This is a genomic window from Actinoplanes sp. NPDC051537, from assembly GCF_055586105.1.
The window spans coordinates 340168-362469 of the sequence record NZ_JBVJIU010000008.1; the positions used below are offsets into that span (position 1 = coordinate 340168).

General features: G+C 69.8%; 24 protein-coding genes and 1 other RNA gene. 9 read left to right on the top strand and 16 right to left on the bottom strand.

Features of this window, described 5'->3' with window-relative positions; translation table 11 throughout:
- Positions 1–23: 23 nt before the first annotated feature.
- Entirely contained in the window at positions 24–818 is a 795-nt protein-coding gene (locus tag ACZ6TB_RS21830; RefSeq protein ID WP_465556372.1) for a rhomboid family intramembrane serine protease, read from the bottom strand.
- A 124-nt stretch (positions 819–942) separates the two neighbouring features.
- On the opposite strand from ACZ6TB_RS21830, the gene ACZ6TB_RS21835 reads away from it, so the two are divergent.
- The 3 genes from ACZ6TB_RS21835 (at position 943) to ACZ6TB_RS21845 (ending at position 2073) form a co-directional block, all read left to right on the top strand.
- Positions 943–1194 carry a type II toxin-antitoxin system Phd/YefM family antitoxin gene (locus ACZ6TB_RS21835; protein WP_465556373.1) on the top strand — a complete coding sequence of 84 codons (252 nt, stop codon included), beginning with the start codon at positions 943–945 and terminating at the stop codon, positions 1192–1194.
- On the top strand, positions 1194–1568 hold the full coding sequence (locus ACZ6TB_RS21840; RefSeq protein WP_465556374.1) for a type II toxin-antitoxin system VapC family toxin: 375 nt from the start codon (positions 1194–1196) through the stop codon (positions 1566–1568). The genes ACZ6TB_RS21835 and ACZ6TB_RS21840 overlap by 1 nt, the downstream gene beginning before the upstream one ends.
- A gap of 76 nt (positions 1569–1644) precedes the next feature.
- A complete protein-coding gene (locus tag ACZ6TB_RS21845) occupies positions 1645–2073 on the top strand; it encodes a hypothetical protein (protein ID WP_465556375.1) in 429 nt (142 codons plus the stop codon).
- A 208-nt stretch (positions 2074–2281) separates the two neighbouring features.
- On the opposite strand, the gene ssrA is transcribed toward ACZ6TB_RS21845, so the two are convergent.
- Both ssrA and ACZ6TB_RS21855 read right to left on the bottom strand, forming a co-directional pair.
- Positions 2282–2657: a transfer-messenger RNA gene (ssrA, locus tag ACZ6TB_RS21850) on the bottom strand.
- A 23-nt stretch (positions 2658–2680) separates the two neighbouring features.
- Positions 2681–2971 (bottom strand): cellulose binding domain-containing protein, encoded by a 291-nt coding sequence (locus ACZ6TB_RS21855; protein ID WP_465556376.1) that lies wholly within the window; start codon positions 2969–2971, stop codon positions 2681–2683.
- A 19-nt stretch (positions 2972–2990) separates the two neighbouring features.
- Between ACZ6TB_RS21855 and ACZ6TB_RS21860 the strand changes: the two genes are divergently transcribed.
- On the top strand, positions 2991–3359 hold the full coding sequence (locus ACZ6TB_RS21860; RefSeq protein ID WP_465556377.1) for a hypothetical protein: 369 nt from the start codon (positions 2991–2993) through the stop codon (positions 3357–3359).
- 27 nt (positions 3360–3386) lie between these two features.
- Here the strand turns inward: ACZ6TB_RS21860 and smpB are convergent, their stop codons facing one another.
- The 6 genes from smpB to ACZ6TB_RS21890 all read right to left on the bottom strand — a co-directional run bounded on the left by smpB (position 3387) and on the right by ACZ6TB_RS21890 (position 8671).
- Positions 3387–3863 carry an SsrA-binding protein SmpB gene (smpB, locus tag ACZ6TB_RS21865; RefSeq protein ID WP_465556378.1) on the bottom strand — a complete coding sequence of 159 codons (477 nt, stop codon included), beginning with the start codon at positions 3861–3863 and terminating at the stop codon, positions 3387–3389.
- A gap of 8 nt (positions 3864–3871) precedes the next feature.
- Positions 3872–4987, bottom strand: coding sequence for a M23 family metallopeptidase (locus ACZ6TB_RS21870; protein ID WP_465556379.1), 1116 nt, complete (start codon positions 4985–4987; stop codon positions 3872–3874).
- Positions 4988–5213: 226 nt separating this feature from the next.
- Positions 5214–6089, bottom strand: a complete 876-nt coding sequence (ftsX, locus tag ACZ6TB_RS21875; protein ID WP_465556380.1) for a permease-like cell division protein FtsX — start codon at positions 6087–6089, stop codon at positions 5214–5216.
- Positions 6090–6161: 72 nt separating this feature from the next.
- Positions 6162–6842 (bottom strand): cell division ATP-binding protein FtsE, encoded by a 681-nt coding sequence (gene ftsE, locus ACZ6TB_RS21880; protein ID WP_465556381.1) that lies wholly within the window; start codon positions 6840–6842, stop codon positions 6162–6164.
- Positions 6843–6985: 143 nt separating this feature from the next.
- Complete coding sequence (gene prfB / locus ACZ6TB_RS21885) at positions 6986–8098, bottom strand: peptide chain release factor 2 (RefSeq protein ID WP_465556382.1); 1113 nt, start codon at positions 8096–8098, stop codon at positions 6986–6988.
- A gap of 57 nt (positions 8099–8155) precedes the next feature.
- Positions 8156–8671, bottom strand: coding sequence for a PadR family transcriptional regulator (locus tag ACZ6TB_RS21890; RefSeq protein ID WP_465556383.1), 516 nt, complete (start codon positions 8669–8671; stop codon positions 8156–8158).
- 322 nt (positions 8672–8993) lie between these two features.
- On the opposite strand from ACZ6TB_RS21890, the gene ACZ6TB_RS21895 reads away from it, so the two are divergent.
- Positions 8994–9932: a hypothetical protein gene (locus ACZ6TB_RS21895; protein WP_465556384.1), complete on the top strand. Its 939-nt coding sequence runs from the start codon at positions 8994–8996 to the stop codon at positions 9930–9932.
- 6 nt (positions 9933–9938) lie between these two features.
- Here the strand turns inward: ACZ6TB_RS21895 and ACZ6TB_RS21900 are convergent, their stop codons facing one another.
- Both ACZ6TB_RS21900 and ACZ6TB_RS21905 read right to left on the bottom strand, forming a co-directional pair.
- A complete protein-coding gene (locus ACZ6TB_RS21900; protein ID WP_465556385.1) occupies positions 9939–10448 on the bottom strand; it encodes a DUF6912 family protein in 510 nt (169 codons plus the stop codon).
- Between the two features lie 109 nt (positions 10449–10557).
- Positions 10558–11001 carry a rhodanese-like domain-containing protein gene (locus ACZ6TB_RS21905; RefSeq protein ID WP_465556386.1) on the bottom strand — a complete coding sequence of 148 codons (444 nt, stop codon included), beginning with the start codon at positions 10999–11001 and terminating at the stop codon, positions 10558–10560.
- A 93-nt stretch (positions 11002–11094) separates the two neighbouring features.
- On the opposite strand from ACZ6TB_RS21905, the gene ACZ6TB_RS21910 reads away from it, so the two are divergent.
- The 3 genes from ACZ6TB_RS21910 to ACZ6TB_RS21920 all read left to right on the top strand — a co-directional run bounded on the left by ACZ6TB_RS21910 (position 11095) and on the right by ACZ6TB_RS21920 (position 12745).
- Entirely contained in the window at positions 11095–11589 is a 495-nt protein-coding gene (locus tag ACZ6TB_RS21910; RefSeq protein WP_465556387.1) for an Lrp/AsnC family transcriptional regulator, read from the top strand.
- Positions 11590–11610: 21 nt separating this feature from the next.
- Positions 11611–11826 (top strand): helix-turn-helix transcriptional regulator, encoded by a 216-nt coding sequence (locus ACZ6TB_RS21915; protein ID WP_465556388.1) that lies wholly within the window; start codon positions 11611–11613, stop codon positions 11824–11826.
- A gap of 130 nt (positions 11827–11956) precedes the next feature.
- Entirely contained in the window at positions 11957–12745 is a 789-nt protein-coding gene (locus ACZ6TB_RS21920) for an Rv3235 family protein (protein ID WP_465556389.1), read from the top strand.
- Between the two features lie 186 nt (positions 12746–12931).
- Here ACZ6TB_RS21920 and secA read toward each other — a convergent pair whose 3' ends face one another.
- Positions 12932–15838, bottom strand: coding sequence for a preprotein translocase subunit SecA (gene secA / locus ACZ6TB_RS21925; RefSeq protein ID WP_465556390.1), 2907 nt, complete (start codon positions 15836–15838; stop codon positions 12932–12934).
- 176 nt (positions 15839–16014) lie between these two features.
- Here secA and ACZ6TB_RS21930 point away from each other — a divergent pair, with 176 nt between their 5' ends.
- Positions 16015–17148, top strand: a complete 1134-nt coding sequence (locus ACZ6TB_RS21930) for a GNAT family N-acetyltransferase (RefSeq protein ID WP_465556391.1) — start codon at positions 16015–16017, stop codon at positions 17146–17148.
- 4 nt (positions 17149–17152) lie between these two features.
- Here the strand turns inward: ACZ6TB_RS21930 and hpf are convergent, their stop codons facing one another.
- The 4 genes from hpf to mtrB all read right to left on the bottom strand — a co-directional run bounded on the left by hpf (position 17153) and on the right by mtrB (position 22269).
- Positions 17153–17773, bottom strand: a complete 621-nt coding sequence (hpf, locus tag ACZ6TB_RS21935; protein ID WP_465556392.1) for a ribosome hibernation-promoting factor, HPF/YfiA family — start codon at positions 17771–17773, stop codon at positions 17153–17155.
- A gap of 222 nt (positions 17774–17995) precedes the next feature.
- Complete coding sequence (locus ACZ6TB_RS21940; protein WP_465556393.1) at positions 17996–18796, bottom strand: ComF family protein; 801 nt, start codon at positions 18794–18796, stop codon at positions 17996–17998.
- Positions 18797–20602, bottom strand: a complete 1806-nt coding sequence (locus tag ACZ6TB_RS21945; RefSeq protein WP_465556394.1) for an LpqB family beta-propeller domain-containing protein — start codon at positions 20600–20602, stop codon at positions 18797–18799. It lies immediately after the preceding gene.
- Positions 20602–22269, bottom strand: a complete 1668-nt coding sequence (gene mtrB, locus ACZ6TB_RS21950; protein ID WP_465556395.1) for an MtrAB system histidine kinase MtrB — start codon at positions 22267–22269, stop codon at positions 20602–20604. Before mtrB ends, ACZ6TB_RS21945 begins: the two co-directional genes overlap by 1 nt.
- Positions 22270–22302 lie beyond the last annotated feature (33 nt).

The window sequence follows — 22302 nt, forward strand, 5'->3', positions numbered from 1 at the left end:
GCTGGCGAAATTCTCGCGGGCGCCTACGCGCGAACATCGGGAGCGGAGTCCCTCGGCCCGAGCTGACCGGGACGTGTCCCGCCCGTGGCCAGCATCGTGGCCTGCGCCGGAAGGTAGGCGAAGAGCAGGCCGAAGAGACACCCGACGGCGAGACCGACGCCGTGGTTGTTGGTCAGCGCGCACAAGATCACGGTGGCGACCGGAACGAGAACGGCCAGCCGGCGCAGATCTCTTCGTGCACCCCGGAGGGCATATCCCACTGCCAGGGCACCGACCAGACCGCAGATCGCCACCGAGTTGCCGGCGCCGTGCGGCGACCAGCCGGCCGTGCTGACGATGTGCGACACCACCCCGGCGACCAGGTAGACGACCAGTGTCCAGAGATTCCCGAGCACGCGCGCCGCGACCGGGGCGACCACAACCAGCGCGGCGAAGTTGAAGAGCACCTGGAACCAGCCGTCCGAGTTGACCAGCACCGCGGTCAGGCACCGCCACCAACCGCCGTCGGGGTCGCGCTGAAGAGCATCGATGAGTGCCGGGTGCACGGTCTGCGCGACGGCCATCACGGCCATCACCGCAACCAACCCGGCCGCCACCGGCGGAACGGGCCGCCGCCACATCGCCCGTGCCACCTCCCACGGCGGCTTCCGCCCTCCCGGCTCGGTCAGCTCGAGCAGCACCTGGCTACCCGCGACAATCACCGCGGCGGCACACAGATACAGCACCACGCCCATCTCGCTCCCCCGATCGCCGACCCGACGCCAGCCTCCCACTCCCCGGCGCGCCGACGCCGTGCCGAACGGGTCAGGCAAACGCATGACATTCGTCCTGATCGACGGCTTGGCTCTCAGCTCGCGCATTCTGCGAGCAGGGGGCGGCATCCTCTGGAGAACTGGCCGACCGGCCCGACACTGGACTAACCTCTTAGCTAAGGAGGTCGTCATGTCCGAGGCATCCGCACAGTTCAACATCCACGACGCCAAGACAAACCTCTCCCGGATCATCGATCGGGTCGAGCACGGTGAAGAGATCATCATCAGCCGCTCCGGCACACCGGTCGCCAAGGTGATCCCCCTGAACCGCAGGGTCGATCGGGTTGGCCGCGGAAGCCTCAACGGTCAACTCACCATGACCGACGACTGGGATTCCCCCGACGTGAACGAGGCCATTGCCCGGGACTTCGGACTCGCCTGATGAGCCTGCTCCTCGACACTCACATCGTGCTGTGGTGGCTGTCGGACGACCCCACCCTCGCGGCCGGGATCAAAGACCGTCTCGACCACGAGCCAGACGTCTACATCAGCGCCGCAACGATCTGGGAAGTGACGATCAAACACTCGATCGGCAAGCTCCAAAAGCCCGACGATCTTCCCGAGCGCGTACGCGACAGCGGCTTCCGACACCTGGACATCACCGCCGGACACGCCATCGCAGCGGGCCGGCTCCCCCTCATCCACCGCGACCCGTTCGATCGAATGCTGATAGCCCAGGCGAAAGCCGAAGACTTGACGCTGGTGACCCGCGACGCCGAGATCGCAAAATACGATCTCGAAATCTTGGCGGCGTGACCACACCGACCCACGGAAATCACCGCATTGCTGCGTTCCCTAGCGCATCGAGAGGCTCGCGGTGGGTGTTGTCAGCTTGGGGATCGATCCCACGTACGGCCTGCCCGTGTACCAGGTCGAGGACCAGCGGTACGACCTGCTGGGTCAGTGGCTGACCGCCGACCTCGACAGGTTCTTTCTGGTCACCCTGGACGCGCTGGCGATGGCAGATGACGTGGCTCGCGGCGGGCCGCCGTTCGAGGAGTGGAGCAGCGAGAACTACGCGGTCTCCTTCACGCCGTCGGCGCTGCTGATCACCAACCTGTGGACGCCCGGCGCCGAGGGCGAGTTCCCGGCCGAGGTCGCCCGGGCGGCGATCGAAGACTACTGGCGTTTCCTGGTCGCTCAGCCGGAACGACCAGCCGTCCGGGAGTACCGCCCCGACCTCCCGAAATGGCAAGCCGACCTGCTCCGATGGGAGGAGAAGTGGGGCCGCACGCACCCATACCGCGGACGCCTCTTCTAAACGAACAATCCCCGGCGGCCAGCCGAGCAGGGGCAGGGGGCAAGGGGCAAGGGGGCAAGGGGGCAAGGGGCGGAGCCCCAGCAAGCGGACCGCAACCGTCGTCCGAGCGCAACCGCCGCACCGTGGGGGGTTCGGGGGGCTCGGCCCCCCGGCAGGCATGACGAGGGGCCCCGGTCCGCGCATTTTGCGGACACAGGGCCCCAGCCACTCGTGGAGGTGCCGGGAATCGAACCCGGGTCCTTCGTTGTTTTGTCAGGGCTTCTCCGAGCGCAGCTCACTATGCCTCTACTCGCCCCTACCGATCACATGAGCAAGTCGGTATGACGGGGCCAGTCGCTGATTAATCTCGCCGTGCGGCCCCCGCGACCGGGGCCGGTTGGCCAACCTCCTAGCTGATGCCGGAAGTCTGGGACGGAGGTGCTCCCAGTCCGACAGACCCGCTACTCGCCTCAGGCGGCGAGAGCGAAGTCGCGCTGATTGTTATCGGCGCTTATTGGTTTCCGACGACCGATTCTCGAGACGACGTCGGCTTCCTCGGCTCGCTTCCCCTGTCTCCACGTACGAAGTCGAAACCAGTCACCCCCCAGTTGAAATCAACCTTGCAATCTTAGCTCACCGAGCATCTGCCGCCCACGACGGTGCAGCCCGCGGGCCGTGCGTCGCCGCGGCCGGTCTTGCTCACCTGGTAGCCGAAGCTGACCGAGGCGCCGGCCGCCAGCGGGCCGCCGGTCAGGGTGATGGTGGAGCCGCTCTGCGAGCCGCGCGCGCCCCAGGCGCCCATGTAGCGCAGGTTGTCCTGGCCGGAATGACTTACCGTAATAGTCCAGCTTCGGGCGACATTTCCGGTGTTTCGGATGCGGCCCATCGCGACGTAGCCCTGCTCCCAGCTGGCGCCCACCGACAGCGTCGCCGCCAAGGTGTCCGGCGCGGCTGTGGTGCGGCTGGGCGTCGGGCGGCTGGTAACCCGAACGGCCGCGCGCGACGTCGCGGAGGCGCGCGCGGAGGGCCGGGCCGAGGTCCGTGACGGAGTAGCCGAGGGCGACGAAGAGGACGGCGACGCAGAAGAAAGCGACGCAGAGGGCGACGGCGCCAACGAGACCGTCACCTGCGGCATCGACGGCAGCACGACCGTAGGCTGCCGCGACGCCTCGGCCGGACCGACCGCCCGCACCGCGACCCACACCACCAGCATGACGAGAACCGCGGCGGCGCCGCTCAGGACGATTCGGGCGGGACCGAGTGGGCGCGCCGAGTGCTTCGCTGCCAACGGGCATCCCTCCGGGTGATCTAGGACCGCCCGGCACAGTACCTGATCAGGACATGCCTTTGCTGCGCCGACCCATCGCCCGGGTGATCTCCCGCTGCGCATCGCGGGTGGCCAGGTCCTGCCGCTTGTCGTAGCTCTTCTTGCCCCGCGCCAGGGCGAGCTCGACCTTCGCGTACCCGTTGTGGAAATAGACCTGGAGCGGCACCAGAGTTATGCCCTCATCGCGCAATTTTCCCTGAATTTTCCGGATCTCTTCCCGGTTCAGCAGCAGCTTGCGGATGCGCCGCGGCTCGTGGTTGGTCCACGTGCCCTGCGTGTACTCGGGGATGTGCAGCGAATGCAGGAAGATCTCGCCGTCGCTCTCCTGCCCGAACGCGTCGGTCAGTGAGGCCCGCCCGGCCCGCAGCGACTTGACCTCGGTGCCGGTCAGCGCCATGCCGGCCTCGTAGGTGTCGAGGATGGCGTAGTCGTGACGGGCCTTGCGGTTGGAGGCGACGACCTTTCGGCCCTGTTCGCGTGGCATGAACAAAGCTAACAAAGACAGGACGGGAGATATTGCAGGGGATTCCGCGGTACGCCGTCGAAGCGCGTCTCGAAGTGCAGATGGTTCCCCGTCGACGCGCCGGTGGTCCCGACCCGGCCGATGACCTCGCCCCGGCGCACGTACTCCCCCACGTGCACGAGGATCGCCGACTGGTGCCCGTAACAGGTCTGGAAGCCGACGCCGTCGATCCGGCCGTGGCTGACGCAGGTGTAGTTGCCGTAGCCACCGTTCCAGCCGGCCCGGATCACGTGCCCGGACGCGGCCACGTGGATCGGCATCCCCCGCGGCGCCGCGAAGTCGGTGCCCGCGTGCAGCTGCCAGACCCGGTAGAACGGGTCGTACCGCTCGCCGAAGTCGCTGGACTTCCAGCCGTTCACCGGCATGAGCAGCTTCCCGCCGCCGTACCGCCCGTCCCCCGACTTCATCGACCAGCCGCGCAGCGCGGACCGGATCCGCCGCTCCTCGGCGACCGCGGCGCGGTAGCGGGCGAGCACGGCGGCACGCTGGGCGGTGGCGACCCGGAGGGCGGCCTGCCGGCTGAGCGTGAGGCGGGTGAGGGCCTGCTGGGCACGCACGGCGGCGGCCTGGGCGCCCCGGGCCGCGTCGACCTTGGCCTTGGCCTCGGCCTCGGTCACCTCGGCCTCGCGCTTGGCGAGCCCGGCCCGGTCCTGGGCGCTGCGGGCGGTGGCACGGGTCCGCAGGAGCCGGTCGACGTCCTCGTTCTGGGTGCGCATGAGCTGGTCGACGAGGCTGAGCCGATCCATGATGTCGGCCGGCCCGGTGGCGTCGACCAGCACGTTGATCCGCGAGAAGGTGCTGCCCATGTAGGTCGCCTGGGCGATCTGGTCGACCCGGGCGCGGGCGTCGGTGAACTGGCCCTGCGCTTCCCGGAAGTCGCCGGCGACCTGGGCGTAGGCGGCGCGGGCGGCGTTGGCCCGGCGTCCGGCGGTGTTGGCCGCGGTGATCGCGGCGGCCACGGCGCCGCGCGAGGTGGCGACGTTGCGCTGGGCGGCGGGCATCGCGGCGGTGGCGGCCTGCAGGCGCAGTGCGGCGAGGCGCGCCTGGGTGGTGGCATTTTCCAGTACGGCCGAAGCACGGTCCACGGCCCGAGCAGCCTTCCCGGCATCTCCGCTGTCGGCGGACGCGGGCGACGGAGCGGCAGCCAGGCTGACAAGGCACGCGAATACCGCGATTAACGGCCTATGCCGGCATTTTGACCACACGGGGACCCACCGTACCCGCGAATCCCCCTGATATCGCCTAAATCGCCCAACGGCCGCGAACCCCGTACGGGAATCGCGGCCGTTGTTTGTGATCAGCTATGGAACGTCAAACCTTGAGGTAGAAGCGCAGCGTGACCCACGCGGTGACCGCGCTGACCACCGCGCCGACGCCCGCCAGCAGCGGCAACATGAGCCACACGTTGCTGTTGTGCACGGGTGTCAGGATGCTCGTCAGCGCATGCAGCTTGTGGTCGAGCAGCACCACCTTGCCGACGAAGAGCACCACGAAACCGATGACCGAGCCGATGACGCCGGCGACGACGGCCTCGAGCACGAATGGCGCCTGGATGAACCAGTTGGATGCGCCGACCAGTTTCATGACCGCGACTTCTCGCCGTTTGCTGTACGCCGCCACCTGGATCGTGTTACCGACCAGGAGCAGCGCCGCGACAGCCATGAAGGCCGCCACCCCCAACGAGCCGAACTGGAAGCCGTTGAAGATGTTGAACACCTTGTCGAGCAGCGTCCGCTGATCGATGACGTCCTGGATGCCCGGCATGCCGTTGATCTTGTCGGCGAAGGTCTTGTACTTCTCCGGGTCCTTGAGCTTGACCCGGAACGACTCGGGCAGGCTGTTCGGGCCGACCGACTTGACGAAGTCCGGCGAGTCCGCCCAGAGCTGCTGGAAGCGGGCGAACGCCTCCTCGCGCGACTCGTACGTCTTGTCCTTCACCAGCGGGTCGTTGGTGATCGCCTGGTCGATGGCGCTCCGCTGCGCTTCGGTCACATCCGAGCGCAGGAAGATCGAGACCTCGATCTCGCCGTAGTAGTAGTTCTTCATCTGGTCGACCTGCAGGTAGAGCAGGACACTGGCGCCCAGCATGAACAGCGAGACGGACATCGTGATGATCATGGCGATCGTCATCGTGACGTTTCGCCACAAGCCGACCAGGACCTCGTTGAAGACGTACTTCAAGCGCATCGGGGGGTTCCTTCCGGGACTCCGCGTCTTGCAACTTCAGTTGGGGATGGGACGGAGCCAGGAGACAAGGGCTCAGCCGTAGACGCCACGGGCCTGGTCACGGACGATCTGTCCGCTCTCGATCTCGATGACCCGCCGGCGCATCTGGTTGACGATGTTGGAGTCGTGCGTGACCATCACGACCGTGGTGCCGGTCCGGTTGATCCGGTCCAGCAGGCGCATGATCTCGATCGAGGTGTCCGGGTCGAGGTTTCCGGTCGGCTCGTCGGCCAGCAGGATCAGCGGACGGTTCACAAAGGCGCGGGCCACGGCCACACGCTGCTGCTCACCGCCGGAGAGCTCGTGCGGGTAGCGGTGCTCCTTGCCGCCGAGGCCGACGAGCTCCAGCACCTCGGGCACGACGCGCCGGGCGACGGCCTTCGTCTTGCCGATGACCTCGAGGGCGAAGGCCACGTTCTCGTACGCCGTGCGGTTGGGCAGCAGGCGGAAGTCCTGGAACACGCAGCCGATCGAACGGCGGAAATGCGGGACCTTCCACGACCGCAGTGTGGTCACATCCTTGGCGTTCACCATCACCTTGCCGCGGGTCGGGGCGACCTCGTGCAGCAGGAGCTTGATGATCGTCGACTTGCCGGAACCGGAGGGGCCGATGAAGAAGACGAACTCACCCTTCTCAATGCCCACGCTCACGTCGTCCAGCGACGGGCGAGACGCCTTGGGGTACGTCTTCGTCACGTTCTCGAGCTGAATCACGGGACGGTAGTCTACGCGGTGTAACGAAAACGCCAACCCCGGCGGGTGCGCCAATCTGCACTCCCCATGCCGGAACAGGCGTTCCGGGGGACGGCGCCTGACCGAACGTTCAAGCGCCGTCGCCGTACGTGGCGATCTTGCCGTCAGCCGGCGATCTGCGTCTGCTTGCGCCAGCGGATCCCGGCCTCGATGAACTCGTCCAATTCACCGTCGAACACCGCAGACGGGTTGCCCGTCTCCTGCTCAGTACGCAGATCCTTCACCATCTGATACGGGTGCAGGACATAGGACCGCATCTGGTCGCCCCACGATCCGGTGGTGTCGTGCTTGAGGCCGGCGAGTTTCGCCTCCTCCTCCTGGCGCTTGCGCTCGAGCAGCCGGGCCTGCAGAACGCGCATGGCCGAGGCCTTGTTCTGCAGCTGCGACTTCTCGTTCTGACACGTCACCACGATGCCGGTGGGGACGTGGGTGAGGCGCACCGCGGAGTCGGTGGTGTTAACGCTCTGTCCACCGGGCCCCGACGAGCGGTAGACGTCGACCCGGACCTCGTTCTCGGGGATGTCGATGTGGTCGGTCTGCGCCACGACCGGCATCACCTCGACGCCGGCGAAACTGGTCTGCCGGCGGCCCTGATTGTCGAACGGGCTGATGCGGACCAGGCGGTGGGTGCCGGACTCGACGCTGAGCGTTCCGTACGCATAAGGCACTTTTACCGCGAACGTCGCCGACTTGAGGCCGGCCTCCTCGGCGTACGACGTGTCGTAGACCTCGGTCGGGTAGCCGTGCCGCTCGGCCCAGCGCAGGTACATCCGCATGAGCATCTCGGCGAAGTCGGCCGCGTCGACCCCGCCGGCGCCGGCCCGGATGGCCACGACCGCCTCCCGGGAGTCGTACTCGCCGGAGAGGAGGGTGCGGACCTCCATCTCCTCGATCGCCTTGCCGAGCGACCCGATCTCGTCGCCGACCTCGGCGATCGACCCCTCGTCGCTCTCGGCCTCGGCCATCTCCAGCAGGAGTCCGGCGTCGTCGAGCCGGGTGCGCAGGCGCTCCATCCGGCTGATCTCGCCGGACACGTACGAGAGACGGCTGTTGACCTCCTGCGCGCGCGCCTGGTCGTCCCACAGGTCGGGGGCGGAGGCCTGCTCCTCGAGGTCGGCCTTGTCCCGGCGCAGCTTGTCGACGTCCAGGACATTCTCGATGTTGCGCAGGGTGGCGTCGAGGGCCTTGAGTTGCTCAGGAAAGTCGGCAGCGGTCACGACACTCAAGACTACGCCGCCCGGCCAGCGTTCCGGCCGGGCGGTCAGGTCGGACCATCAATTCGCGGGTGCGGTCTTCAGCCAGCTCAGCGCGGCCTTGTGGTAGGCGACGGCGAACTCGAGCGCGGCCGACCCGTACGCGTCGCCGTTCTTCTTCGCCTCCTTCGCCTGCTCCTTGGCCATGGCGAGCGCCTCCGAGTGATACTCGCTGGCGCCGCTGTAGAGAGTGGCAAGCTGGCCGCCACTGTGCTGCTCGCCGAAGGCGACACGCAGGGCGACGGGGTTGCGCAGGGCGTCGCGGCCGGGGGCCTCGGCGAGCCACCGGCTGAAGGCACGCTTGCCGGAGGCGGTGATGGCGTAGGGCTGGCTGGAACGGGGGCCGGGCTTGCCGAGTCGGACGAACCCCATGTCGGCAAGAACCGGCAATTCGCGGTAGACCTGGCTCCGCGTCATCGACCAGTAGGGCCCGAGGCGGCGTTCGGCAGCCGCCATGAGCTGTCCGCCGGTCATCGGCCCCTCGTGAAGCAGGCCGAGCAGAGCGGCAGCCGTGGGATTGATTTGAGTGTCGGGCATGCCTTCTAAGCTGCCACTTTGTCGCGCCCACGTCCAGGATTTCGCCCGATCCGTCCAGTTTGCGTCTCCACAAACGACTGTCCCGCACAGACAGTCCGACCACGAGGGTCGAGACGGCGCGTTTAACCGGCAAGCAGTGGTGTGACCAGCTAAAATGGCCCTAGCAAACCGGTCAGACGGCGATGCCGGGCAGCAACCACCCGAAAAGGTGCGGAACGGCGGCCATAAACGCCGCAGGCACCCGCAAAACCGCACGATCGGCTCATCTGGGGTGGCGCCACCGCGGCCACCCGGCGGTCGCCCGCCGCGTACCCTGAGCCCCATGAGTGCCCAGGCTCCGCACGACGAGCAGCCCTCGTCGAACGGTCTTCTCCTCGCGCTCGTCGCGCTCCTGTGGATGGCCGCCATGCTCTGGTCGGCGCGCGCCACCATCACCGGGCGCACCGACGCCGAGATGGAGGTGACCTCGACGGCGTACGCGTTGCCCGGTGCGGTGACCGCTTCGCTCGCAACCGGCGCCGCCGTGGGGCTGGCGCTGCTCGCCCTGATCGCCCGGCGGCGGGAGCTCGGCTCGACCGCCCGGTTCGCGGTCGCCACCGGCGCGGGACTCGTGCTCGGCCTGCTCGGCGCGCTCTCGATCATCACGATCAACACCGAGGGCTGGATCTACGCGGTGGTCGGCGGCACCGTCGCGGCGGCGGCCACGATCGGCGGCGCGCTGGCCGGCTTCCGCCGGCCACGGGTGCTGACCGCGGTCTGCTGGGGCTCGATCGGGGTGTTCCTGGTCGGATTCCTGCTCAACATCTTCCAGAATCCGGTGCTCAAGGCGCTGGGCTCGGGCTCGACCGACTCCTCACAGGCGAGCGCGGCGCATTGGTTCACCTTCCTCCAGGCGATTCTGTCCGGCTTGGCGGCGGGCCTCATCTCGTACGGGATATTGCGCCGTTTCCGTGGTCGGGCTGGTGGCCCGGACGTGCCCTGGCCCCTTTACGCGGTCGCCGGCGCCGGGCCCGGTCTCCTGCTGGTGATCGGCGAGGGCCTCACCCGGACGGCCGGCGCGCGCGTGCTCGACCTCGCCGGCAAGGTGAGCGAGCTGGAGCTGGCGGTGCAGCAGATGCTCAGCGGCGCCCGCTTCAACAACGCGCTGATCGTCCTCTTCGTCGGCGCGATCAGTGCCGCGATCGCCGTGGGCCGCACGATCAAGCCGGCCGCCGAGCCATCCGACGAGACCCAGGCCGCGCCGGCCGCCGCCGCCGAATAGGGCGGCTCAGGCCAGATCGTCGAGTTCGGAGACCGCGTACCACTCCAGCTCGTGATCCTCGGCGCCGTCGACGGTGAACTGCGCGTCCGGATCGCCGGCCAGCGCCTCCTCGACCACATCGGCCGCCGCCCCGACCTGCTCGGCCGCGTCGGCGCTGTCCACGTGGATCGAGGCCACCTCGGTGAGCGACACCGGCTGCGGCAGGAGCACGGCGCTCGAGCCGAGCTCCACGTCCTCACGCACCAGCGCGCTCGCCGCCACGTCGGCCGAGACCACGACCCGCCGCCGCGGGGCCGCCGGATCGTGCCGGAGCAGCTGGAGCGCGGCCTGGGCGGCGCGGGTGAAGGCGACGTACTCGAGCTCCTCCTCGTCGCCCTCCGCATACCACTCGCGGAGCGCGGGAGTCACCGCGTGCGCGGTCAGGCCGCCACCGCCCAGCTTGCCGGAGTCGCGCAGGGCCGCGAGCAGCGGCACGGTGGCCGGCACGTAGACCCGGACCAGCTCGGTGATCGGCACGTCTCCTCCTGGGGTATGGACCGTCCCCGTAGTACACCGCCGCGGCGTTACCGGGAAGGCCCATTCCACCAGTCGTGTCCGGATCGTGGCGTGTCGGGGCCCTTCTTCTTCAGCAGCCGCAAGCAGCCGCGATGGGCGCGGTGAGCGGGTCGGTCGGGGCCACCACGTCGCCTTCGGACGTACGCAACGGGAAGCCCTCGCGAACCCAGTATTCGACGCCACCGATCATCTCCTTGGCCGGGTACCCGGCGAGCGCCAGCGCGAGCCCCGCGCGGGTGGACCCGTTGCAGCCCGGCCCCCAGCAGTAGGCGACGACCGGCACGCCCGGGTCGAGCACCTCGGCGGCACGCGCCGGGATCTCGGCGGTCGGCAGGTGGACGGCGCCCGGGATGTGCCCCTGCTCCCAGGCTTCGCGGCTGCGGGTGTCGATCAGCACGAAACCGGCGTCGGCGTCGAGCATCCCCGCGCGTACGTCCGAGACGTCGGTTTGAAATTCGAGGCGCGCCGCGAAGAAGGCCGCCGCGGTCTGGGTGTTTGCGCTGGTGATCGTCATGGTCATCACGCTACGGCGGCCCGGTGACGCAGAACATGCCCATTCCACGGCCACTCCCAGGGATCACCGAGGATTGCCCGGTACATTGCCGCCATGACCGTGGACTCCCCACTCGACCGGACGGATTGGCACCTGCTCGCCGAGCTCCAGCGGGACGGCCGCGCCTCGTACGCCGAACTCGCCCGGGCCGTCGCCATGTCCGCGAGCGCCGTGGCCGAGCGCATCCGCCGGCTGGAGGAGTCGGGCGTGATCGCCGGCTACCGGGCGACGGTCAACCCCGAGCGGGTCGGGCTGACCGTGATGGCCTTCATTCGCCTGCGCTACCCGACCGGCAACTACCGCCCGTTCCACGCCCTGCTCGACGCGACCCCCGAGATCGTCGAGGCCCACCACGTGACCGGCGAGGACTGCTTCGTCCTCAAGGTGCTGGCGCGCTCGATGCGCCACCTCGAGGAGGTGTCGGGCCGCATCTCGGGCCTCGGCCCGGTGACGACGAGCGTCGTCTACTCCAGCCCGCTCTCGGATCGAGCCATCGCCGAGCCGTCTTATGACCCGTCAAGCGACCGCAAGCAATCGGTGGCAAACTAGGCCGGTCGAGAGGTCGATCGCGTGGAGCCCAGGTTCTTGCTGCTGTCCGACGTCGCCGCCGAGCTGAACGTCTCGGATTCGCAGGTCTACCACATGGTCCGCAGCGGCGAGCTGCCCGCGATCAAGGTCGGTGGGCGCGGCCAATGGCGGGTCGAGCGGGCCAAACTGGAGGAATACATCCAGCAGAGGTACGCCGAGACCGCCGAGTGGGTCGCCCAGAACCCGCTGACCGAGTAGCCCGGTTTATCGCTCTTCCCGCATCGGTGGTGCTCTTGGACGGCGCCGTTGACGGTGCTTCGCGCGCTCGGCCAAGATGGCGGTCGAAGGCAAACGAAGGCAAACGCAAGATTAAGTCGAGGGTGCTGGCATGAGACGGACGGTGGAGATCGCTCCGGGCGGGCCGCGGCCCTCGATCAGCCTCCGCCCCGCGCCGCCGTGCGAGCCCCCCTTCGACGACGAGATCGAGCCGGCCGTCTGGGCAACCGCCCACCAGCTGGCGCTCGATTGGTCACCGGAGGCGCTCCGCCGGGCCCGGGCGGGGTCGCCGGGCGCGGCCGCCTCGCCCGGGTGGCCCGGCGAGCCCGCATCGCCCGCGTCTTCCGCCGGGTCCGCATCGCCCGCGCCTTCCGCCGGGTCGCCCTCCCCCGCCCGGCCGCCCTCCCCCGCGGGGCCGCCCTCTCTCGCCGGACTGTCCTCGCCCGCCGGGCCGTCATCCCCCGCCGGGCGCGCGTCGCCGACCAGGCCCGCGTCGCCGCCAGTGCCGGTTCATCGGGCGGCGGTGGCCGGGGCATCGCACGACGCGAAGCTGGCGGTGCACCGCTTCGTCCGCATGTGCGTCGAGGTGCTCAACGGTCATCGGCCACCCGCCCACCTGCGAACCCTGTCGCTGCCGAGCGAGGCCGCAAGCGTGGTGACGCAGGGCCTGGCCGGCGCGCGACGGGTGGCCGAGCTGCGCCGGAAGGCCTCCCCGCCCGGCCGCCGCCCTCCGAAGCGCCCGGCCCCGACGGCGGTCATCCGCTTGCGGCTGTGCGAGCCCCGCCCCGGCGCGGTGGAGGCCGCCGTGGCCCTGGTGACCGGCGAGCGCACCTGGGCGATGGCGCTGCGGATGGAACTGCACCAGCAGAACTGGTCGGCCACCCTGCTCCGGCTCATCTAGCCGGCCCGGCCCCCGGGGCGCTCACCGGAGCGATGGCCGGTGGGCGTCCCGGGCTCAATCGAAACGGCCCGCCGGGCGAGCGTCCCGGGCCCAGTCGAAACGGCCCGCCGGGCGGGCGTCCCGGCTCCAGACAAACAGAACGGCCCGCCGGCGAGAACGCCGGCGGGCCGTGGTGAGCGGGCTGGATCAGGCGGCCCCGGGGGCGCCGTGGCAGCGCTTGTACTTCTTGCCCGAGCCGCAGTAGCAGGGGGCGTTGCGGGACGGGCCGTTCGACGACTCGGCCGCCTGGTGGGCGCCTCCGCCGCGGCGGTTGGCGGCGCTGTGCGCGGGGGACGCCGGGACCGGTGAACCGCCCCCGCCGATGCCCAGGGCCGGCGCCTGCTGGATGACCGGCGCGCCGTCGCCGGCCTCGCCGTCGATTGCGGGGGCCGTGTACTGCAGGTTCTGCGGGCGACGGCCGCCGCCCAGGCCCTTGGCCCGCACCTCGACGCGGTCGGAGTCGGCCATGTTCGCGTCGCCGGGAGCGCCGACGGCCGAGAGCGGCACCGCCTTGCTCGGGTCGACCGTGACGGTCGGCGCCTCCTCGACCTGGACCTCCAGGTTGAAGACGAAGCCGACGGCCTCCTCCTTGATGCCGTCCATCATCTGGTTGAACATGTCGAAGCCCTCGCGCTGGTACTCCACCACGGGGTCGCGCTGGGCGTACGCCCGAAGGCTGATGCCCTCCTGGAGGTAGTCCATCTCGTAGAGGTGCTCGCGCCACTTACGGTCGATGACCGCGAGCAGCACCTGGCGCTCGAGCTCGCGAACCGCTTCGGTGCCCAGCTCCTCCTCGCGGTTGGCGTACGCCGCCGCCGCGTCGTCCTTCATCTGCTGGGTGAGGAACTCCTGGTCGATCGCGTTCCGCTCGCCGCCGGACTCCTCGACGATGTCGTCGATGGTGAGGCCGACCGGGTAGAGGCGGCGCAGGTTCGTCCAGAGCTGATCGAGGTCCCAGTCCTCGGCGTAGCCGTCCGAGGTGGCGGCCAGCACGTACTCGCCGACCACGTCATCGATCATGCTCTTGACCTGGTCGTGCATGTCCTCGCCGTCGAGCACGCGCCGGCGCTCGGCGTAGATGACCTGGCGCTGCTTGTTGAGCACCTCGTCGTACTTGAGGACGTTCTTCCGGATCTCCGCGTTCTGGCCCTCGATCTGGGTCTGGGCACTGCGGATCTGCCGGGTCACCATCTTGGACTCGATCGGCACGTCCTCGGGGATGTTGAAGCGCTCCATGACCGCCTCGACCGCGCCCGCCCGGAACCGCTTCATCAGGTCGTCCTGCAGCGACAGGTAGAACCGGGACTCGCCCGGGTCGCCCTGCCGGCCGGAACGACCGCGCAGCTGGTTGTCGATGCGGCGGGAGTCGTGCCGCTCGGTGCCCAGCACGTAGAGGCCGCCGGCCGCGATCACTTCCTCGGCCTCGGTGTCGCAGGCGTCCTTCCACGCGGGGAGGACCTCCTCGAGCGCCTTCGCGTACTCCTCGGGGCTCTCGACCGCGTCGAGTCCGCGCTGGTGCAGCTCGGCCGAGGCCAGGAACTCGGGGTTGCCGCCGAGCAGGATGTCGGTGCCACGGCCGGCCATGTTCGTCGCGACCGTGACGCCGCCCTTGCGGCCGGCCTGCGCGATGATCGTGGCTTCCTGGGCGTGGAACTTGGCGTTCAGCACGCTGTGCGGGATGCCGCGGCGCCGCAGCAGCTGCGAGAGGATCTCGGAGTTCTCGACCGAGACGGTGCCGACGAGAACGGGCTGGCCGGTGACGTGCCGCTCGGCGATGTCCTCGATGACGGCCTCGAACTTGGCCTTCTCGGTCTTGTAGATGACGTCCGGGTGGTCGATGCGGATCATCGGCCGGTGCGTCGGGATCGACACGACGCCGACCTTGTAGACCTTGTTGAACTCGCCGGCCTCGGTCTGCGCCGTACCGGTCATGCCGCCGAGCTTCTCGTAGAGCCGGAAGTAGTTCTGCAGCGTGATGGTCGCCAGGGTCTGGTTCTCCTGCTTGACCTCGACGCCCTCCTTGGCCTCGATCGCCTGGTGCATGCCCTCGTTGTAGCGGCGGCCGTGCAGGATGCGGCCGGTGAACTCGTCGACGATGAGGACCTCGCCATCCTCGTTGACGATGTAGTCCTTGTCCCGCTTGTACAGCTCCTTGGCCTTGATGGCGTTGTTCAGGTAGCCGACGAGCGGGGTGTTCACCGACTCGTAGAGGTTGTCGATGCCGAGGCGGTCCTCGACCCGGGACACGCCGCGCTCGGTGATCGCGACGGTGCGCTTGGCCTCGTCGACCTCGTAGTCACCCTCGCCGTCCTTGCCCTTCTGCAGGCGGCCGACGATGGCGGCGAACTCCCCGTACCACCGGGCGGAGTGCTCGGCCGGGCCGGAGATGATCAGCGGGGTACGGGCCTCGTCGATCAGGATCGAGTCGACCTCGTCCACGATCGCGAAGTTGTGACCGCGCTGAACCAGCTCGTCCTTCGACCACGCCATGTTGTCGCGCAGGTAGTCGAAGCCGAACTCGTTGTTGGTGCCGTACGTGATGTCGCAGTGGTACGCCTCGCGGTGCTCCGAGGACGGCCGGTTCGGCAGGATCACGCCGACCGTGAGGCCGAGGAACACGTGCACCCGGCCCACCCACTCGGCGTCGCGCTGGGCGAGGTAGTCGTTGACCGTGATGATGTGCACGCCCTTGCCGCTCAACGCGTTGAGGTAGGCCGGGAACACGCCGGTCAGGGTCTTGCCCTCACCGGTCTTCATCTCGGGGATGTTGCCGAAGTGCAGGGCGGCGCCGCCCATGAGCTGCACGTCGTAGGCCCGCTGGCCGAGCACCCGCTTGGCGCCCTCCCGGGCGACGGCGAACGCCTCGGGCAGCAGCGAGTCGAGGGACTCGCCGTCCTCGTACCGCTCCTTGAACTGCTGGGTCCAATCTCGCAACTCGTCGTCGGTAAGATCGACGTAGTCATCCTCAATCGAGTTGACCGCGTCCGCGATCGCCTTGAGCCGGCGCACCATGCGGCCTTCGCCGGCGCGTAGGACCTTTTCCAATATCGACACGGGTCAGCGCTCCCCTAGACAGTCTGCCGAACCATCGTAGGCACCCTTCCGCGGAACCTGTGACCCGAGCCTCCGGTTAACCGCACAAAGGGTACGAAACAGGGCATGAAGTTCGCTCTGGGCGCAGCCATTCCGGCAGGATCAACCCCGAAACGGCCACATCCACAGGAGGATTCTTGAGCCCTGCCGAGATCAACGGTACCGGTGTGCGACTCCGGGCATATCGCCCGGAGGACGCGGACGCGGTCGCCGCCGGTTACGACGATCCGCTCAGCTATCGCTTCCTGCCGCCGCTGCCTTCGCCGTTCACGCTCGCGCAGGCCGAGCGCTTCCTCAGCGAGGGCGTCGCCGCGGTCTTCGCGGAGGGTGGCGCCCTGTACGCGATCGCCGATCCCGAGACCGACGACCTGCTCGGCGGCATCGGCTTCGACAAGGTGGTGCCGAGCCGCGGGCAGGCCGAGATCGGCTACTGGGTGGGTTCCTGGGCGCGCGGCCGCGGGGTCGCCACGGCGGCGGTCCGCGCGCTGAGCGCGCATGCTCTCGGCTCCGGTCTCGAGCGCCTCGAGCTTCTCACCCATTGGGAGAACGCGGTGAGCCAGCGAGTCGCGCTGGCGTCGGGTTTCCAGCGAGAGGGCGTACGCCGGGCGGCGCTGCCCGATCGTGACGGCGGCCGGGACGACCTCGTCGTCTTCGCCCGGCTGGCGACCGACGACGGCCTCCCGATCGAGCGGGCCCTGCCCGACCTGCCCGGCGGCGAGCTCACCGACGGCGTCGTGCGGTTGCGCCCGCTCGACCCGGACGACATCGAGTTCCTCACCACGCTGCGGTCGCTGCCCGAGGTGTGGTCGACCAGCGTGCCCGCGACGCCGCCGACCCACGAGCAGATCCGGCGCCGCTGCACGCGCGCGGCGGCGCACTGGCTCGAGGGCACCCGGGCCGACCTGGTCATCGTCGACGCGGCCACCGGCGAGCCGGCCGGTGAGATCGGCCTGTTCTACCAGGAGCCGGCGACGGGCCAGGGCATGATCGGCTACAGCGTGATGCCGGCGTTCCGCGGTCGCGGCTTCGCGACCCGGGCGGCTCAGCTCGTCGCGCTGTGGGCGTTCGCCGAGACGGACATCGCCCGCCTCATTGCGGGCGCGCTGCCGACGAACACGGGTTCCCAGCGGGTGCTGGAGAAGGCGGGCTTCCGCCGAGAGGCGTACCTGCGCTCGCGCCTGCCCGGACCGGACGGCGCCCGCACGGACGACGTCCAGTTCGTGCTCCTCGCCGAGGACCTCCTCGCGGAAGGCCCTCGGCTGGACGGCTAGCGGGTCAGGCGGTCCCCTCCAGCGAAAGAATGCCGTAGTCGTAGCCGCGCCGGCGGTAGACGACGCTGGGCCGGCCGCTCTCCTTGTCGAGGAAGAGGTAGAAGTCGTGGCCGACGAGCTCCATCTGGAAGAGGGCGTCGTCGACGGTCATCGGATCGGCGGGGTGTTCCTTCTCCCGCACGATGCGCCACGGCTGGTCCCCGTCGTGCTCGACCAGGGCGGTGGCGACGGATGACTCTTCGGCTTGCTGCTCGGCCAGGCTGAGGTCGGTGGGCAGGCCCGCGGTCGCGGCCGCCACCGAGACGGGCGCATGCCGCCCGCGGTGGACACGGCGGCGGTCGGCCGATCGGCGCAACCGTCCGTCGAGTTTGGTGATGGCGCAGTCCAGGGCTGCGTAGAAGTCCTTGGCGCAGGCCTCGGCGCGGATGACCGGGCCTCTCGTCATGACGGTGATCTCGACCCGCTGGCACGTGTCGGACTGGCGCGGATTGCGCTCGTGGAACAGCTCCACGTCGGCCCGGATCAGCTTCTGGTCATACCGTTCGACCTTGCTCAGCTTGTCGGCGACGTGTTCCCGATAGTGGTCGGGAACCTCTACGTTGCGGCCCTTGACGACAATGTCCACTCGTGACCTCCCCCAACGTTTGTTCTTCGGGCGCCCGTACGACGATGGGTGCCGGGGGCGCCGAACTGCGACGCGGTGTGCCGGTTGCGGTCAGGCCGTGCCGAGGATCTTGGCTACGTGGCGTGACCGATCGCGAATGAGACGACTCCTTTCCGGTGGCGGTCTGCTCCACACGCTCCCGGTGGCGGATAGGCGATGACGCTTACCCTCGTCACCAAGACGCTAACGTGCCGATGCTCCCGCGTCACCCCTCGTTTCGGATAGCTGATCGCCGAGGTTCCGCCTTTTCGGTACCCCTGGGCGGTAATCACGCGAAACGGCCTTGCGCAGCTGAGTGGCGGCCAGTACCGCAGCGCCCGCGACCTGCATGTTCGCCTCCTCGAGACGACGTCTCACCGCGGCCAGAGTGGCGCCGGTCGTGAGGATGTCGTCCACCACCACCAGCGTGCACTTCCTCAGCGTCGCGTGTCGGGAAAACCCGATTCGCCCGGAGCGGATTCGCAGCGAATTCTCAGCCGCCACACGGCGTTCGGCGACGCTAAGTGACGCTGAGTCCGGGCGAGGTAACGCTTCGAGTGGCCGGATGACGTCAGCGTCCCAACCGGCGGCACGCAACCGCCGCACCGCCTGTCCGGCGAGGCGTGCCATGTGGTCGCCGTGCCGCTCGCGGGCCGCGGCCCGGGTCGACGGCACCGGGATCAGCGCGACCGGGAGGCCCTTCGGCGCGAGCGGGACGACCGCGGTGGCGAGCAGGCTGCCGAGCGGCCGGGCGAGCCGGTGGCGGGCGCGCTCCTTGTACGCGAGCAGGGCGCCTCGCAAAGGGCCCTCATACGGCCCCACGGCCACGCAGCGGGGCAGGCCGGGCGGAGGCGGTGCGGGCGCCGTCCGGAACGGCCGTAGCGCCTCCAGCCCGGTCGCGCAGTCACGGCACACGCCGTACGTCATCGGGAGACGCTCGGCCCCGCAGCCGGCGCAGGCGGCCGGCAGCACCAGATCGGCGAGATCGCCGAGCAGCGCGAGCACCTAGTTCAGGAAGAACGGCGCGGTCGGGCTGATGCCCGCCGCCGGGCTCGGCGTCGGCCCGGCCAGATCGGCGGGAGCGATCTTCAGCGGATCGGTGAGCACATCCCAGGCGCCGCCGGGCGCCTCGAACCACTCCCAGTCGGAGTTCTCCTCGCGGTCCGGCTTCGACGGGTAGGCCGTGAGGTAGGTGACCGCCCGGTTGCCGATGTCGGGAAGGCGCGTGTACTGCAACGCGCCGTCGACCGTCACGTCCACCACCGCGTACCGCGCGCCGTCCTCCCGGACGCCGGCCACCGCCAGGTACGTCTCGCTGCTCCACGCGACCGCGGTCACCGAGCTGAACGTGGGCGGCAGGAGCTGCTCGGGCGAGCCCATCGTCATCGTGTCGCCGTCGGTGTCGAGCACCGTCCGGTAGAGGTGACCGCCGGAGACGATCGCCACCCGGTAGCCGTCGGGCGCCACCGACACGGCCGTGATCTTGCCGGGGTTCCCCGGCCAGTCGACCGGCTTGGCCCGGGCGCCGTCGGCGGTGAAGCTGTAGAGCCGGCCGCCCGCGATGATCAGGCCGATCGCCTTCGAGGGGTCGCCGCCGGCGGTGACGGCCCAGACCGGGCGGCCGAGGGCGCCGACGATCCCGGGCACGTTCTTGAGGTCGGCCTGCTCGCCGTTGCGCGCCGCCGCCACCCGCAGCTTGGGCGTCTTGCCCGCGGTCACCACCGCCGCGTACGTGTGCGTCGCGGACGTGTTCATCGCGGCCGACGAGATGCCCTTGTTGTCGGCGTCCTTGAGGACCGGGATCGGGTCGCCGGCGTGCGGGGACCGGGCCAGCCGCCGGATGGCGTCGTTGTAGATCGCGAAGCGATCGGGCACGTCGACCAGGCGGTCGGTCGGGTTGCTGTCGTAGTAGTCGGTGCTCGAGTAGCGGACCGGGTCGGCGTGGCCGATCTTGAGCGCGAGCGTGTGGGGGCCGAGCTGCCGGAACGACCACTGCAGCTGCCGGCGCAGCCGGTCGAGCGCCTGGGTGTCGCCGGAGGGCACGGCCTGCCCGCTGAGCGTCACCTCGAGCGTGTCGTCGGTGGCCGCGGGCACGTTGTCGGGCGCCTGCGTGCCGTCCGGCAGACCGTGCGCGGCGTCGACCAGCCAGGCGGCCGGCCCTTTCACCAGCCAGGTCAGGATCGTGGTGGGCTGCTGCACCTGCGGCACCGCCCGCGGCATGTAGCGCAGGTCGGGGATCAGCGCCGTGTTCGCGCTGTTCCAGAAGTAGATCGTGCGGCGCTGGTAGAAGTCGTCGAGCGCGGTGTCGGTCAGCAGCAGCACCCGCGGCGCCTCGGTAATGAACAGGCCGCTCTTCCCCGAGACCGTGCCGACCCGCAGCGTGTACTCGGTGGTGGCGGTGTCGGTGCTGGGCTCGAGCGAGCCGTTGGCGCGCAGGGTGCCGACCGTCTGCGCGTTGAAGGTGATGTTGGGGTCGTCCTGGTTGACGAGCGGGCTGCCCTTGAGCCGGATCACCCGGACGTCGGGGCCCGCCTCGAAGTTGGCCTGCGCCCGGTCGGAGAGGAACGCCTTGACCCGGTCGATGGCGCCCTCCTGCTCGCCCGCCGCGGCCTCGAGGTAATAGCGGACGAGCTGGCCCGCGTCGGTGGCCGAGCCGCGTGAGTTCGGAACGGCGGGGATCGAGTCGTCGGAGACGGCGGCGCCGTTGGACGGGCCCTCGCCGAGGACGGAGACGTTCGTGTCGTCGGGGATGCCGCAGCCGCCCACCAGCAGCGCGGTCATCGTGACGAGCAGGGCGATCGTCCGGCGCATCAGACCACCTCGGCCGTCTCGTCGGGAGCGGCCGGGACGACGGACGCCTCGATCGCGGGAAGCCGGTCGCGCGGGATGAGCGGCAACGGCGCGGAGAGCAGCCGATCGCCGGCCCGGACCGGGAGGGTGAGCCGGAACTGGGCGCCGTCGCCGGGCGCGCCCCACGCCTCGAGCCAGCCGCCGTGCAGGCGCGCGTCCTCGGCGCTGATCGACAGGCCGAGCCCGGTGCCGCCGGTCTGCCGGGCACGCGACGGGTCGGCGCGCCAGAACCGGTTGAAGACCAGGCGCTCCTCGCCCGGCTTGAGGCCGATGCCGTGGTCGCGCACGGCCACCGCCACCGCCGACTCGTCGCAGGCCAGGGTGATCTGCACGGGCCGGCCCTCGCCGTGCTCGACCGCGTTGCCGACCAGGTTGCGCAGCACCCGCTCGACCCGGCGCGGGTCGACCTCGGCGATCACCGGGGTCTCCGGCAGGCGCAGCTCGAGCGTGACGCCGACCCGCTCGGCGAGCCCGGTCAGCCGGTCGGCGACCCGCATCACGATCGGGACCAGATCGGTGTGCTCGGCGTCGAGCGCGGCGAAGCCGGCGTCGAAGCGGCTGATCTCGAGCAGGTCGGTGAGCAGGCTCTCGAAGCGGTCGAGCTCGGCCTGCAGAAGCTCGGCGCTGCGCGCCACGGCCGGTTCGAACTCGTCGCGCTCGGAGAAGATCAGGTCGGCCGCCATCCGGACCGTGGTGAGCGGGGTGCGCAGCTCGTGTGACACGTCCGAGGTGAAGCGGCGCTGGAGGCGGGACATCTCCTCGAGGCGCACGATCTGGCGCTGGAGGTTGGCCGCCATCTGGTTGAACGACGCCGCGAGCAGGGCCAGGTCGTCCTCGCCGTCGACCCGCATGCGCTGGTCGAGCAGGCCGGCCGAGAGCCGCTGGGCGGTGCGCGAGGCGTCCCGCACCGGGAGCACGACCAGGCGGGTGACCAGGCCGGCCACCACCCCGAGCAGGATGACCAGGGCCAGGCCGGTGACGAGCACGGTCGTGCGGATCTGGTTGGCCGCGCTGTCCTCGGTGGTCAGCGGGACCATGTAATACAGCTCCACGTGACCGAAGCTGGTCGGGACCGGCGTGCCGTACACCAGAAATTTGATCTTCTGGCCGCCGACGTCGGCCGTGCGTACCTGCTCGGCCTTCTTGCCGTCGCGGGAGACCGCGCGGATCAGCTCGGGCGTGATCAGGTCGTCGGTCGGCGTCTTGCCCGCCGTGTACGCCGCGATGTCGGAGAACTGGTCGGCCCGCATCGAGACGATCGAGCCGCCGGACTCGGCCCGGTCACCGTCGGCCAGCGTGTCGACGGTCGTCTTGATGGTCTGCGGCAGCTTCGGGTCGCGGGCCTGCCGGTGCACGCTGAGCTGGGACGCGGCGTATTTCAGCTTGCCCGCCATGGACGACTCGACCTCGTCCTGCGCGCGGTTGAGCAAGATCTTGGCGCTCCGCTCGGCCACGAAGAAGCCGAACGCGCCGACCAGCAGGCTGGAGGCGACCAGGGTCAGCGCCACGATCCGCAGCTGCAGCGAGCGGCGCCACTGCCGGCGGCCGGGCGCCGACCAGTGCTCGAACCGGCGCCCGAGCACGCGAAGGTACCGCCGCAGCACCCGCAGGGTGCGGCGGACGGGCATCGGAAGCCAGCTCGGAGCGCGCATCTCGCGGCA